A 14,173-nucleotide genomic window follows, 5' to 3' on the forward strand; every position below is an offset into this window, starting at 1 on the left:
TATCACTTGTTCAAGGTAGTGCGCATTTAGATGACACGTATTTATAGCGGCTGTAAGGATCTGTGCATCGTATCAAATAACGGTGAGGTCAGCGCTGGCAGAGCATCCATTAGCGCTGAGTAGTTATCCTGCTTATCCAAAATATACTGCCACAGCTCATGCTGCGCGCAGGTATCAAAAACCGTATCATGGTTAGGATTAGGTCGTAGCCAACTATCAAAGTCATTAGGTTTTGGCTGGTACGGCGTATCCTCGCTTTGTGCCTTTTTTACTTTATGCAAATAAGTAAGGGCGTGCACAGGCAGTATAATAAGCGGCGTCTTGCCCGCGATATGAGCAAAACGCACCCATTTAAGTAGCTCGTTTTGCGCCGTTTCACAGTCTATTGGCATAAGTACAAACGTGGTTTTATTCTTGTAGCAATCGTGCTCGCTTGTAGACTTATGAAAGCGCCAGATACTCTTGCCATCCTCGGCTATGACCTGCTCTGTTGTGGTACCGCGCGCCACTTGCCAGTACAGATGCGCCAGCCAAAACCGCAATAGGTATTGCGTGCGTGCACTATTAGGCAGTAAATTGAGCCAAAGACTGACTGACTGCGCAGGCTTTGGTGCAGCCCCCTTGAGAGTCAATTGGCCTTGAGTGTTCATGTCAGGAGCTTGTACTAAAGTTATGGTCTCGCTACAAGGGGTAATCAGACTATTTACATCTATATCTATACCTAAAGCGGCAAGCTCACTACAAAAATCCTCGCACTGCTGATCCATTTTGCGCTGCTGATAGCTCAAGGTGGACTGACGCGCGACCCCTGCTGGCATCACTGGGTTGTAAAGAAGGCTTGTAGAAGTATTGCCACTATCACTATGATTGCTATGTAGCGCGGTAAGCAGTTGAGTATTGACGGTATAAGCACTCAGACCTGAGAGCGATAACGGCTCTTGATGTATGGTGTCATCCTCTGGCAAAACGATATGAACCTGCTGCTCGCGTAAAAAGTGCTTGGCCGGATGACGCGCTTGATAATATAGGTGCTCCATATCTACTTGCATGATATCAAAAGGCGTATCCATTGCTTCTTTATGAGCTAAAATGCGCGCGGCAATGGCTTGGTAATCGGCTTTACTCGGTAGCTTAACCTTAATCGGTGGCGTGTTGGTCATACGCTCTTGCGCTTGCAGGCGATTAAACACTTGTTGCCAAACTTGCGCGGGTGCATGAGCGCGCTGCTGATTGAGCTTTTCCTTTGTCATCGCTTGCGTGAGCATGACAATGTAGGCGTCATCTTCTGTCGTATCTGATTGTGATATGGATGTTTCTGGCTCTACAAATACCTCTGGTGCGAATGGTAGCGCGGAGTGACGCGTCACCAGCCACTGCTCGATAAGCTTAGGCAAATAGCGCTGCACTTGCTCTGTAAAATCAGCGCCGTTATGCGCGCGCGCTAGTGGATCCCACTGCCACTGCACCTCACCTTTTAAAAACTGTAATAGCTCACTCACTGGATTGGCAGGCAGATGCTCGTGGGTATCGGTTAAGCGCTGACCGTTATAAAATATCCAGCAGGCACTGCGCGCGCATAACATAGCATCCAAAAACGCGCCGTTGTCGTCGTCTTCACTGAATCTATCCCCGCGGCGCGCCACCCCAGACTTCATCAGATCATAGCGATTGTCGCGGTCACGATTAGGAAACTCAGCCAAATCCATATTGAGCATCACCACAAGGCCAAAAGGCACGTTGCGTAGCGCTCCAAAACGACCAAAGGTGATCACCCCTGTCGGCTCAGCACTCACTTGCTGACTCTCAAGCTCATCTTCAATACTATCAAGCATAAAGCTAAGCTTAAGCGTCAAGTTACTCACCTGTGCAAGCCTTGCTTCAACGTGCTGATTATCCTCTACTGCCAGCCCCTCATCAGTACTATTAACGCGGTACTGCTGATAGTGGCGGTTGGCACGTAGACTACTCTTAAAACCATTCATCGCGTTAAAGATAGCGCGCATAGGACGCGTCTGATCTAAAGCGCCAAAATAAGGATGGATAATGGTGTTCTCGATCGTCGCAAGCCACTCCTCAGCTTTGTGGCGAGCTTGATACTTATCACGACAGGCATGCACGCCTGCATGAATACGGCACAGCGCTTCGATGATGGGCGCGTCCGCTAGGCTGATAGAGGAGATGGGTATCGTTTTTTCTGCCAAGGCCTTATCCGACCAGTGCTCAGGATACAAACAACCGCTAATCTTGGCCTCAGGCATCACCAGTCCTAGCGCTATCTGATCGAGCGCGTAGGCAAAACTAAAGCGATAATCGTAGTCAGAGGTATCTAGTGTCTGCTGAAAATGCGCCTCATCGAACCCGCGTACAAACCCCGCCTGCGCCAGCAAGTCACACGCGCGGCTCATCTGCTCATGAGTCAACCCTAGGCTCTCATATAGAGGCGGTAGCATAAGCCAGTCAAACACTTCAGCGGCCTCAAAGCGTGCGCTGTCACTACCTAGCAGACTATAAAACCCGCGTATCGCCTCCCAAAGTTGACGAATCGACTTATCGACCACTCCTGTCACCTTCGCAGGTAGCGTCAAACCGTCTTGCCCTTCGCCGCTTACAAATACTGAACTTATCAGCTCATGATGACGCTCGACATCAGGTAGTAATACAACGATATCAGAGACGTGGCGGGCGCTCCCATCGTCATTTGGCTCATTTAGCCAGCGCCCAATCATGCCGCGCAGTATCTCAAGCTGCCGCTGTAAGCTATGGCAAGAGTGAATACTTAGGCTATTATCATATTGTGATAATGGCCACTGGCGTGCTTGCTCGTAACGCTTGTCTTGTAACCTATCATCACTGAACCAATGACTAGTATTTGAGTTGTTAGAATCTAGGTTATTTTTGCTCAGGCTATTACCTCTCTCACTAATATCGGCTTTAGTCGAATGTCCATCAACCAAGGCGCTATCTTCTAGATCTAGCTGCATCTGCGCGCCAAGTGCAGCACTCAAACGTCCCGCAGTCGTCTGCTGAGTCGCACTCTCATCAAGCATTAAGATATCTTGCTGCAAATTTGCCAGTAAACTAAGCGGGCGCAAGTTACTGACTCCAGAGTCTGCAACCTCAAACCTGTCTTGCCAATCGAGCACAAAACCGTCTTTATTATCATTATTATCTAGTCCCGCCAGCATCGCAAAAGTCTCACGCGACTGCTTACCCAAACGCGATAATAGCGTGTGCCCGTGATCACGCAAAAATACACTTTTTGGGTTAATGACCTGCTGACGCTGTAACCACTGCTTATCGACAATATCCGCCCAGAACAGCTGTGATGGATTGTAATGCAATAAAGTAATATCAAAGTAAGTCGATAGCTTTTGCAAAAAATTGAGCTCGTTTTGCGGTAATTGCTGCAAAGTAAAGATATGCAGCTGCTTTGGCAGTATTGAGAAGACATCTACCCCTGTCTCTATACCACTGCCGTCTTTGGCACTTTTCATAATCTGCCAAAAGCGCACTTCAATCGCTTGCCGGTGCTCATAGACTAGAGCAAACAATAAGCGCCACAAATGACGCTGCGCGCGCTCAAGCTCGACATAATGCGCAACCAGCCACTCAGGCGTCATGCCAGCATGCTCATCGAACAGTTTTGCCAGCTCATCTTTATCCTTGATAAGGGTCTCGACATCGACCGGCTTATCTTGTGACCATAGCGTAAGCCAATCCTCGCGGTGCGTAAGATAGCGGCTAAATACTCGAGCAAAATCAGTCGCCAAAGACCAAAGCCGTATATCCTGCTGACTTGAGTCCGACTTGTCATCGAGCAGCGCCGATAAGAGCGGATGCAAAGGATGAGTGTCATCAGCGATTATCTGTCTTTGATAATAAGTAAAGTAGCCAAACAAACGCCACTGCATAACTGATCCTGTGAGTACAGCGACCTCAGGCACAGATAAAGCGTCATGCGCGCGCTCATTGACTACCAGCCACTCGTTGTGTGCAGATAGCACCTTTTGCATCAATGTCCACTGATACTGACCCCAAAACGTCGTCGTGACCAAAGTGCTAATACCTGCCTGACTGGCGATAGATTTATCTAACCAATCACCGAGCACCATTGAGGGTACAATGACGATAAACTCATCAAAGATACCTTGGTTTTTGGACTGATAAGCCGTCAGTAAGTGCTCGACAAGGCGTTCGGTCAAATGGGACTGAATAATGGTAAACATAGAGGATCTTATCAACTAAAAAGAGGTTAATATTGACGCTAAACACACTATCTACTGCTAATTGTGCATCGCAGGCGTGTCTACATTTTATTTTCTGCTATTATATTGTTTGCTCATAGCACAGGATGCAAAGCGTCTTAGTGTGCCACCGATAGATGCATTTTACCAGTATCTGACAGCGCTGATGAAACAGGTACGACAACCAACGTCGTAGAGATATTTTGAGTATGGTTGATAATGAAAGGTTCAAGCTATGCCGCTACGTCCTATAGATGCGATATTTGTCAATCCAAAAAGGCGCTTGTACGTCGTCTACTACCGCGGCGTGCTATGGCAGTTGCCGCGTATGAAAGTTGACGCGGCAGCTTGGAGGCGTCGCAAGCCCTACGATGGAGATAAAGACGAGCTGTATCTTAGCCGAATGCAGGCTATAGCAGACCCAACACTCGCGGCGAAGCTACGCACTCTTAATCTGCCTCAAGCAGTACGCGGGAGTACGCTTGCTCGGTTTGAAGCTTGGTGGGAGACGCAAGGCTATTACTGGATTAAAGACTTAGTAGATAACCATCAGTCCCCGCTTGCCGTGCATCAAACAGGGTCGTCATCAACTGAGTCAGTTGTGTTATCATCCCCTGCGCAAAATAATTCTGAGCCTCTAAATAATAAAGATATATTCGATACAATGCTTGCAGAATTGATCGATGAGGTTTTAGACCTTTAAAGCTGTATTTTGAACTCATGCTCTACATATAGTCTAGGGTCTGTTGAACACTCGATCCTGGCACTGATAGAGACTAAGCAAAACGCTGGGTAGATAATCACTTAGTAGATAATCACTTAAACGCCTATTCTTACTATTAAATAAGTCACTTCTATGAAAGACTACAAACGCGTACTCATAGCTATCGCGCTACTGCTATTGCTCGTAATCATCGGCCTATTGAGTTGGCTTTGGCTAAGTAACCGTAAAAACATGGATCCGCTACCTGTGATGGTAAGCGATAGTGCGATGATAAGTGCTACAACTAATGAGCAAGAGGATCCTGATAGTGGTAATGAAGTCGCCACGACCGTCCTATATATACAAGCAGAAAACAGACTACAGCCCGCACTTGATGACATTATTGCACGTTTTGAGGCGCGCTACCCAAGTGTCAAACCCTCAGTGCGTTATGTCCCAAGCGCGCAGCTCCTTACCCTGCCGACCGTTGATGTGTCCCAGAATACAAGCGATCTTGCGCAGCCACTCAAAGCCACGATCGATGTCATTATCGCTGATAGCAACCTAGATGACACGCGTCTATCAGCACTACAAATCCTCATAGATGAGGCGCAGTCTGAGCTCAATGAAAACCAGATAGGTGATAATCAGATACAAGCAGACGGCAGTACGCAAGTTGACAACAATGAGGCTCGAACGCTCAGCTCGTTTAGCTATGCCATAAAAGCCTCCAAGCCTGTAGATGGTGTCATCTTGACCAACAACCCAGGGGCTTTCAGTTTGCGTAATTTTTTGCTCTCAAGCGTAGGACAAGACATTTTGAATAACTACGAGTATAGTAATATCGATGGCTATGACAACAGTATGGATGATCTGTTCAATGACTCCTCAAGCGGCGTGATAGAGGACGTAGAAGTCACTGATATATTACAAAATGGTCAATAAGCATAACTTGCATTTGACTCATCACTTTTTTACAATAGCCTCACCTCTCAATGCGCCTATAGCTCAACAGGATAGAGCAGTTGCCTCCTAAGCGATCGATCCGAGTTCGAGTCTTGGTGGGCGCACCAATCATAGTATTTAGACATAACCTCGCGTTACCTCAAACCCTCTAAGCTCCTATCATACCTAGTTATCAGTCTTTGTTAAACACTTGTCATTACCTACTAGCACCACTACGATATTGTACATGCTGATGTACATGTATTGAATTATGATTGTTTTGTTGTACACAAATCGCATTATTGTTGTACATGGTAATTATTAATAGTCGCTAATCGAGGTGTGGCAATGGCTGAGCGCAAAAACTACCTATTAAACATCAATGGTGTAAAGGCTATTGCTAAGCTTGACCCGCCAACTAAACGTAAAAGATATAGCGATGGTGATAACCTTCATCTAGTCCACGACCCAAAGGGTTCGCTGTATAAAGACATACCGATAAAGAGCTTACAGGCACAAGGCATATCGCCTGAGCTACTAGCGCAGCTTGCCGAACAGCTTTAACAACACCTTTTAACATCATGACGCGCCGGCTTTTAGCCATAGAAATATAAATATACGGCAAGACAGCACTGTCAAAACTGACAGAACCTAGTGATAGTGGCTAATTAATAACTGTTAGTATCATAATATGATACTATAATAATATAAGCAGGTTTAAGGGTAGGTTATGCAGCGCAAGCACCAAAAAACACTAAAAGCCATTTTTAATAAACCCATATCAGGCAGTATTAAATGGTCAGCTATCGAAGCATTATTTATAGCACTGGGTGCAGAGGTCAGCGAACGCGCAGGTTCCAGAGTGGCAATCGTATTAGATGGTGAAGTACAAGTCTATCACCGCCCACACCCTCAGCCAACAACCGATAAAGGCGCAGTAGCAAGTGTTCGAAAGTGGCTAGATGCTTTAGGCTATAGTCCTATTAATGACGATGATGTAACACAGACCGCACCCGTAACCAACGATAATAAGGAGTAATTATGCAAAATATAATGATGATTAATGAGCATAAAGCCATTATTCAATATGACCCTGAACTAAGTATGTTTCGTGGTGAGTTTGTGGGCTTAAATGGTGGGGCTGACTTCTACGGTGACAGCATAGCCGCGCTAGAGCGTGAGGGCGCACAGTCGCTACAGACCTTTTTTGAGGTGTGCAGAGAGAACGATATTGAGCCATACAAAGGCTTTTCAGGTAAGTTTGTGACTCGCATACCTAGCGGCTTACATGAGCAGGTTAGCACCATTGCCACCAGTCACGGTATGAGCCTAAACCAATGGGTCACTGATACGCTTGCCAACGCTGTCGATAATGAGGGCATGGCATAGCATAACCGATTGCAAGGCTAGGACTAATTACCCGAACGACAGCAACCGCACCCTTAGCTGTCAGCGCCTTGCACCTATTTTGATTTTAGGGTGTGAGAGTGCGAAATAGCAAAAAACGTTCATAACAGTATATTTCATACAACGTTATGAACGTTTTTTTATTTTATAATTTACTTAGGTGACGTTGTAAATGTTGGGATTTGAAAGTGGGGGTTAGATAAGGGTTGTAAGAACTGATAGTTTTTGCGACTATTTATAAAAACGTTCCGATAACTGGAGATGGCTCTATTTTAACCGCAAAGGAAATATGATGGAGGAAGCTAAGGTATATCATCCTAAGTTAGCTTTAGCCAAGCTTCAACCTGCCCCATTACAGACTAAATGTGTCTATCGTAAGAGACTACTAGATGCTCTTATCCACAAAGAATCTAGTGTTAAAGTTGTTTTGGTACAAGCACCAGCCGGTTATGGTAAGTCAATACTGCTCACGCAATACTGGCAGTATTGCCAATCGATCGAGGCAAAAACCCTTTGGCTCACCATCGACAATGCTGATAACGATATTGAAAGACTAGTACGGCATCTTTATGCTAGATGGGAGACTGACCAAAATAGCAGCTTAAACACTAACTTAGATACCAGTTTAGATTCTAGTGCCAATACCGCTTCCTCCCCTTTCTCTGACGACGCTTTTGCTAATTACCAAGGCCTACTTGAGCGATTAGCTTCTAGTGTTTAGCCACTTAGGCTATTTTTTGATAATTTTGAATCTATCCATAGTCCTGTGGTGCTCAATTATATTCAGCAAATCATCGAATATCTACCTGTTAATAGCGAAGTTATTATCGGTTCTAGAAGTGTTCCCGATCTAAAATTAGGACGCATACGCTCCTATGGTCAACTGCTTGAAGTCACTCAAAAAGAGCTGTTATTCTCCTTTAGCGAAACTATGCATTTACTACAACAAACCTCAGGTCTGTCCTTTAGAGACAAAACCATTCAAGTGTTGTTAGATAGGACTGAAGGCTGGATTACTGCGATTCAATTAGCAGTATTGGCATTAGGTGAACAGCAGGACGCCGAACAGTTTTTTTCGACCTTTTCAGGCTCAAATACTGAGGTTGCCCAGTATTTAGCCGAAGATATCTTAACTAAACTTAGCGATGCTCAACGAGATTTTTTATTACAAAGCAGTATTTTGACGGAGCTGAGCGCACCGCTGTGCAATCATGTGATGCAAATCGATGATAGCGCTAGCAAGCTGAGTCTTTTGGCTCAAAACAATCTATTTTTAGTCCCAACAGACAGCAGCCATCAGTATTATCGCTATCATAATCTATTCTCAAGCTACCTGCTTGGCTACCTAAAATCGACTCAGCCTACGCTACACCGACAACTCAACCGCCGCGCTTCAAGCTGGTATCTTGAGCATAGCCGTCCAGTAATGGCTATTGAGCACCTATTAGCTGATCCTGATCAAAGGCCCGCTATTGTTCTACTTAATCAATATGCGATGTCATTGATGGTTGAAGGGCGCTTTCGGCGCTTACTACGTTGGTTCGATAAACTCTCGCCAAACGCTTTTAGGCAACATCAATCGCTACAGCTCATCTATGGGTGGGTGTTGGTACTCAATCGTCGTCATATTGAAGCGCAATTGATCCTAGATAGCTTTATGGCAAAGAGTGCTGATGCGTATTCGGACAGTCAATACGAGCAAATCTTGACCCTACAATGCTTGCAGTTGTCAATGACTGATCAAATTGAAACCTGTTATGAGCAAACCAAGGACTTGTTATCAAGGATGAGCGTCAATCAGCAACCTAGCCAGTCTTTGATGTATGGGGTACTGATCAGCATTATGGCGTATTGTCTTATCGTTGAAGGTAAATATGATGACGCAAGACAGATCATGAATCAGGCGCTGCATCAACATTTAAACCTGCAAAACACTTTTATTCGCTCGTTATGTAATGCGCTAGAGGGATGGATAGATCTTATCCAAGGCCAGCTTAATCAAGGCGAGCTGCGGTTGCAACGGAGCTACAAGCAAGTTTGGATTAAAGGAGAGCAATCTATACCTGGCGGCAAAGCGGTGATTGGGGTGCCCTATGCTGAGCTGTTCTATGAGCGAGATGAGCTCATGCGCGCGCAGTACATTTTGGGAGAGTGCCTGCCCTACGTGCGCGAAAACGGCACTGTCGACTCTTTGATATTAGCCTATTTACTACAAGCCAAAATCTCCAGACATCATGGCGATATCAGCCGCGCCCATCACTACTTGCAAGAGCTTGAAGCCATCGGTATTCAAGCAGGATTAAAGCGTGTCATTATGAGCGTAAAGCTTGAAGAGTCTCGCATTCATTGGCTAAATGACAATATGATGGCAGCCAAAATTGCTTTGACGCAAGTTGAGGACATGCACATTCCAAATAATGTGACCAACTTTGTGTGGCCCGCTCACGATATCGAATCACAAGATATCATGCGTTGGCGACTACTGATTGCTGATGGGCAAGCGCAGCAGGCACAAAACGAGCTTAAACAAGCCCTTAAAACCGCCCAAGCTGACTTGCGTTTACGCCGAGCACTAAAAGTGCGAATCTTACTTAGTAGCGCGTTACTGGCATTAAATAAAAAAAATCCCGCTATGCGTGTATTCACCGATGCGTTAGTTTTTGCCAGTAAGCAAGGATTTGTGCGAATATTCTTAGATGAAGATAAAAGTATTCATGAACTGATAAGACTGTGGCGGCAAAAGAGTGCTAACAAGATAGACGAGCTCTCAATCGATAGGCAGTTTTTGGCTAAACTTGGCGACTTTGATGTCCTCACTGACGCTCCAGTTCCAAACCAACCTAAGCCTGCGCTTACCAAACGAGAACGACAAACCTTGGTGTTATTGGCTAAAGGCATGCGAAATAAAGAGATTGCAGAGAGTTTATTTATCTCTGAGGCCACGACAAAAACTCATTTGCGCAGCATCTACTCAAAGCTAGAAGCCAACAGTAGGACAGAGACTGTAGCGATTGCTCGAGAGCTTGGGCTGATATAAACAACCAATATATTAGGAAGTGTTGAACAGATATTATCCACATACCCTAATAAAAACCCTCATAAGTCACTCACTTAAAACTATTCATTATTTTTAAAAAACTGAATAAATCTTAAATAATTTTAAACCGCTCAAGCTTTAGGGCCTACCAAATCTGGCCTTGGGCTTAAAGTATCTGGTTTGAGCAGTTGACTGTCAAACTCATCGGCTGAGTCTGCACGATAGCCATCCGCTAGCTTGGCATCGGCCTGATCGTTACGCTTAATGTGAAAGTCAGACTCTACGATTTGAGTTAAGCGGCGGGTCAACTCCTTTAGAGGCCATGGCCATAGAATCGGGCGACCATCCTCGTTTAGATACCAGCTATTACAGCCACTGACCCAAACTGTCGTACCCAAGGCTTCATTTACTTCTTGATAAAAGGCTTCGGTGGCCGCCTCGGTTGGTTCAATCTCAGTGATACCTTCGCGGCGCATCCGATCCATCCATTTTATCACGTACTCTGCTTGCGCCTCTGCAATAGGGACTAGCGATGAGTTACCAATAGGGCTGTTAGGGCCCATAAGCGTAAATAGATTTGGAAAACCTGGGATCATCGTAGTGTTATGAGCGATTGGCCCCTCATTCCAAGCGGTATCCAAAGCCATACCGTCACGACCCGTTACTTGCATTGGACGCATATAGGACTGCGCATGAAAGCCTGTGGCAAAGACTAAGATATCAAACTTGTGAAGCTGACCATCCTTTGTAATGACTCCTTTGGGATCAATACGCCCGATATGGGTAGTGCAAATCTCGACATTAGATTGCTGCACCGCTTTATAGAACGTTGGGGATGAAATCATGCGCTTGCACATCGGCGCGTAGTCCGGCGTCAAGCGCGCGCGCAATTCATCATTGGACACTTGTGACAAGCTGCCCTTGGCACTTTTACTAAAAAAAGTACGCTGCCATCCTGGAGCTAGTGGCGCCTTAAACAAACTGGTAAACACTTTGCCCGCGGTGTGGTATGCCAAGCGCTGAACAGCAGGTACTTTTTTGGCGAGCGTTTGTAGTGATTTGGGGATCTCTGGATTGGGCGCACTAATTACCCACTGCGCGCTACGCTGAAACAGAGTCACTTGCGCGCATTGCTCAGATAAAGCACTAAGAATTTGCACGCCTGTTGAGCCATTACCGATAATACCAACGCGCCTGCCCTCTAGAGGAATGCTGTGATCCCAGCGAGCGCTATGAAAACTTGCACCTGCAAAGGACTCAATGCCTAAAATATCTGGCATATTGGGATGATGTAACACCCCTGTCGCACAGACTAGGACGTCCGCTTCGTCAGTGTCTCCAGTCTTAGTTCTGATCTTCCAAAGGCCGTCTTCAAACTTGGCCTCATCGATTTCACTATTAAATTTGATATGCTCGGTCAAGCCGCGCTTTTGGGTGACATCCTCAAAGTAATCACGCAGCTCATGACCGGGCGCAAAGACATGACTCCATTTGGGCGATAGCTCATCTTTATAACAGTAAAAGTGAGCAGGAACATCGCAGGCAAGTCCGGGATAAGTATTGTCACGCCACGTGCCGCCAACAGAATCTGCCTTTTCATAAACAACAAAATTGGAAGTTCCAGCCTCTTTTAGCGCCTTTGCCATCGCAATACCTGACATGCCTGCGCCAATAACAGCCACTTTGGGTAGCGGCTTTTCTGACTCATATTTGGGAAACTCAAGCGACTTATATTTAAGAGCTGACTTACTAAATAGGCTATCAATGACTCCCATCACCCAAATACCCGGATGCCAGACCCGTATAGGCTCGTAAGCGACAGCATACAAGATCATGTCCGCGCCCGCCTCGACCGATAGTTTAGGATAAGCGTTCCACGTGTTTTGTGCAGGCGCAATCATATCAGTTTGGGTAAGCGGCAGATGTACGGTGGTCCAGTTGATACCATCATTGTAGGTTTCAGCTGCGACGCTTTCAGCGAAGCCATCCAGTGCATTTTTTGAAGCAATATAAGCGCCAAATCTTGGCGTGCCTTTGAGCTGCGTGCCCATCGTTGAGATGTTAATAACATGACCGCCCGTGCCGCTAATACGCATACGATCGACCAAAGGAATGGTGAGGTTGATAGCGCCAAAGTAATTAATCTTCATGACGCGGTCATAATCATGTAAGCGGTCGACCGCGTCATAAATAGTGCGGCGGATTGAGCGACCTGCGTTATTGATGATCGTATCGACTCCGCCATGCACCTTTAGCACTTGTTTAATCAGGTTTTCGCGGTCATCATCATCACTCAAATCACAAGTATAAATAAAAGCTGTACCATCAAATCTAGCGGCGGCGTCAGCGACCTCTTGCAACTTATCGCTACGGCGCGCCACCAGTAACACATGTGCGCCTGACTCGAGCAAAGATAAAGCGGCACTACGACCCACCCCTGAGGAGGCACCAGTGACTAAGATACGTTTGCCTTGAACCTTGTGACATAACTCATCTTTAAAGGAGCGCTTAGCAACGATTCTCTTAATTCGATTGAATTGACGGGTAGGCTCCACCTCCATCAATAGATCAGCGATGCGATCGATAGGCGTACGTTTGGGTTTGTCAGTCTTTTGAATATTCATATTACATATAAACCAATTGTAAAAACTAATTCTCGCCTGAATAAAATCTACATAAATCTTGATGCCAGCTCTTTCATAATCTCGTTGGTACCGCCATAGATTTTTTGTACGCGGGCATCAGCGTACAGCCTAGCAATCGGGTATTCCATCATGTAGCCATAACCGCCAAATAGCTGCACGCATTCATCCATGACGATGCACTGCTTCTCGGTTACCCAATATTTGATTAAAGCGGCATGTTGGACGGTTAGCTCTTTTTTTAGTAGCGACTCAATAGCCGCATCGCAAAGCGCGCTTGAGGCGATATAATGACTGTTGCACTCTGCTAATTTAAAGCGTGTGTTTTGAAAGCTCCAAACTGGCTTACCAAAAGCGGTACGCTCTTTGGTGTAGTCAATAGTCAGATCCAGCGCCAACTTCATCGCACCAACCCCAGCTAGTGCAACAATAAGGCGCTCTTGCGGTAGCTCCTGCATCAGCTGCATAAACCCCATACCTTCGACGGTACCGAGTAAGTTCTTTTGCGGAACACGCATATTGGTAAAGAATAGCTCAGAGGTATCTTGTGACGCCATGCCGAGTTTTTTAAGCTTTTTACCGCGCTCAAACCCAGGTGCTTTGTCTGTTTCGACGACGATTAGTGAGACGCCTTTTGCCCCCTCGTCTCTATTAGTCTTGCAGGCTACAATGATCAAATTGCCCAACTGACCATTAGTGATAAAGGTCTTTGAGCCATTGATAATATAATCATCACCGTCTTTGACAGCATGCGTTTTGATGTTTTGTAAATCAGATCCAGTGCCCGGTTCGGTCATGGCGATCGCACCGATGAGCTCACCGGTCGCCATTTTTGGTAGCCATGCTTGCTTTTGCTCTTCAGTACCGTGATGGAGAATGTAAGGAGCGACGATACCTGAATGCAAAAACCCACCGAACCCTGACATATTGGCTTCAGATTGTGCATAAATAAGCGCGGTTTCGTGACGAAAGTCACCACCTGCCCCGCCATACTCCTCTGGCATAGAGGCGCACAAAAAGCCCATCTCGCCCGCTTCTAACCACGCTTCGCGATCAAGCATTCCATCGTCGCGCCATCTCTCATCATGCTGCTCCCAGCTTTTAAATAGCTTTAGCGCACTCTCATGCAGCATCTCAATCTCTTCGTTCATCCAGCTGGGTTTAAAGCAATTGATCGCCATAATTCTTCCTTGAT

General features: G+C 46.0%; 10 protein-coding genes and 1 tRNA gene. 8 read left to right on the forward strand and 3 right to left on the reverse strand.

Annotation, left to right across the window (positions count from 1 at the left end):
* Positions 1-41 precede the first annotated feature (41 nt).
* Positions 42-4,226 carry an exodeoxyribonuclease V subunit gamma gene (locus ACTXGE_RS08630; protein WP_443543074.1) on the reverse strand — a complete coding sequence of 1,395 codons (4,185 nt, stop codon included), beginning with the start codon at positions 4,224-4,226 and terminating at the stop codon, positions 42-44.
* Positions 4,227-4,479: 253 nt separating this feature from the next.
* On the opposite strand from ACTXGE_RS08630, the gene ACTXGE_RS08635 reads away from it, so the two are divergent.
* From ACTXGE_RS08635 to ACTXGE_RS08670, 8 genes are all read left to right on the forward strand, one after another.
* Positions 4,480-4,947 (forward strand): hypothetical protein, encoded by a 468-nt coding sequence (locus tag ACTXGE_RS08635; RefSeq protein ID WP_317199408.1) that lies wholly within the window; start codon positions 4,480-4,482, stop codon positions 4,945-4,947.
* Between the two features lie 153 nt (positions 4,948-5,100).
* A complete protein-coding gene (locus ACTXGE_RS08640) occupies positions 5,101-5,892 on the forward strand; it encodes a hypothetical protein (protein WP_443543077.1) in 792 nt (263 codons plus the stop codon).
* Between the two features lie 52 nt (positions 5,893-5,944).
* A tRNA-Arg gene (locus ACTXGE_RS08645) sits at positions 5,945-6,020 on the forward strand.
* Between the two features lie 220 nt (positions 6,021-6,240).
* On the forward strand, positions 6,241-6,456 hold the full coding sequence (locus ACTXGE_RS08650; protein WP_443543079.1) for a hypothetical protein: 216 nt from the start codon (positions 6,241-6,243) through the stop codon (positions 6,454-6,456).
* A gap of 166 nt (positions 6,457-6,622) precedes the next feature.
* The gene (locus ACTXGE_RS08655; RefSeq protein WP_443543081.1) at positions 6,623-6,931 is read left to right on the forward strand and encodes a type II toxin-antitoxin system HicA family toxin; all 309 of its coding nucleotides are present in this window, start codon (positions 6,623-6,625) and stop codon (positions 6,929-6,931) included.
* A 2-nt stretch (positions 6,932-6,933) separates the two neighbouring features.
* Complete coding sequence (locus ACTXGE_RS08660) at positions 6,934-7,281, forward strand: type II toxin-antitoxin system HicB family antitoxin (protein WP_443543083.1); 348 nt, start codon at positions 6,934-6,936, stop codon at positions 7,279-7,281.
* 307 nt (positions 7,282-7,588) lie between these two features.
* Positions 7,589-8,020 carry a hypothetical protein gene (locus ACTXGE_RS08665; RefSeq protein ID WP_443543085.1) on the forward strand — a complete coding sequence of 144 codons (432 nt, stop codon included), beginning with the start codon at positions 7,589-7,591 and terminating at the stop codon, positions 8,018-8,020.
* A 48-nt stretch (positions 8,021-8,068) separates the two neighbouring features.
* On the forward strand, positions 8,069-10,336 hold the full coding sequence (locus tag ACTXGE_RS08670; RefSeq protein WP_443543086.1) for a LuxR C-terminal-related transcriptional regulator: 2,268 nt from the start codon (positions 8,069-8,071) through the stop codon (positions 10,334-10,336).
* A 131-nt stretch (positions 10,337-10,467) separates the two neighbouring features.
* Here the strand turns inward: ACTXGE_RS08670 and ACTXGE_RS08675 are convergent, their stop codons facing one another.
* Positions 10,468-12,960 carry an SDR family NAD(P)-dependent oxidoreductase gene (locus ACTXGE_RS08675; protein ID WP_443543088.1) on the reverse strand — a complete coding sequence of 831 codons (2,493 nt, stop codon included), beginning with the start codon at positions 12,958-12,960 and terminating at the stop codon, positions 10,468-10,470.
* A gap of 47 nt (positions 12,961-13,007) precedes the next feature.
* Complete coding sequence (locus ACTXGE_RS08680; RefSeq protein WP_317199404.1) at positions 13,008-14,159, reverse strand: acyl-CoA dehydrogenase family protein; 1,152 nt, start codon at positions 14,157-14,159, stop codon at positions 13,008-13,010.
* Between the last annotated feature and the right edge of the window lie 14 nt (positions 14,160-14,173).

It is taken from the genome of Psychrobacter sp. T6-4 (assembly GCF_052258425.1).
In the GTDB taxonomy this organism is placed as follows: domain Bacteria; phylum Pseudomonadota; class Gammaproteobacteria; order Pseudomonadales; family Moraxellaceae; genus Psychrobacter.

Coding starts and splice junctions, on each gene's coding strand:
- ACTXGE_RS08630 (WP_443543074.1), bottom strand. CDS start 4,226: ATGTTTACCATTATTCAGTCCCATTTGACCGAACGCCTTGTCGAGCAC.
- ACTXGE_RS08635 (WP_317199408.1), top strand. CDS start 4,480: ATGCCGCTACGTCCTATAGATGCGATATTTGTCAATCCAAAAAGGCGC.
- ACTXGE_RS08640 (WP_443543077.1), top strand. CDS start 5,101: ATGAAAGACTACAAACGCGTACTCATAGCTATCGCGCTACTGCTATTG.
- ACTXGE_RS08650 (WP_443543079.1), top strand. CDS start 6,241: ATGGCTGAGCGCAAAAACTACCTATTAAACATCAATGGTGTAAAGGCT.
- ACTXGE_RS08655 (WP_443543081.1), top strand. CDS start 6,623: ATGCAGCGCAAGCACCAAAAAACACTAAAAGCCATTTTTAATAAACCC.
- ACTXGE_RS08660 (WP_443543083.1), top strand. CDS start 6,934: ATGCAAAATATAATGATGATTAATGAGCATAAAGCCATTATTCAATAT.
- ACTXGE_RS08665 (WP_443543085.1), top strand. CDS start 7,589: ATGATGGAGGAAGCTAAGGTATATCATCCTAAGTTAGCTTTAGCCAAG.
- ACTXGE_RS08675 (WP_443543088.1), bottom strand. CDS start 12,960: ATGAATATTCAAAAGACTGACAAACCCAAACGTACGCCTATCGATCGC.
- ACTXGE_RS08680 (WP_317199404.1), bottom strand. CDS start 14,159: ATGGCGATCAATTGCTTTAAACCCAGCTGGATGAACGAAGAGATTGAG.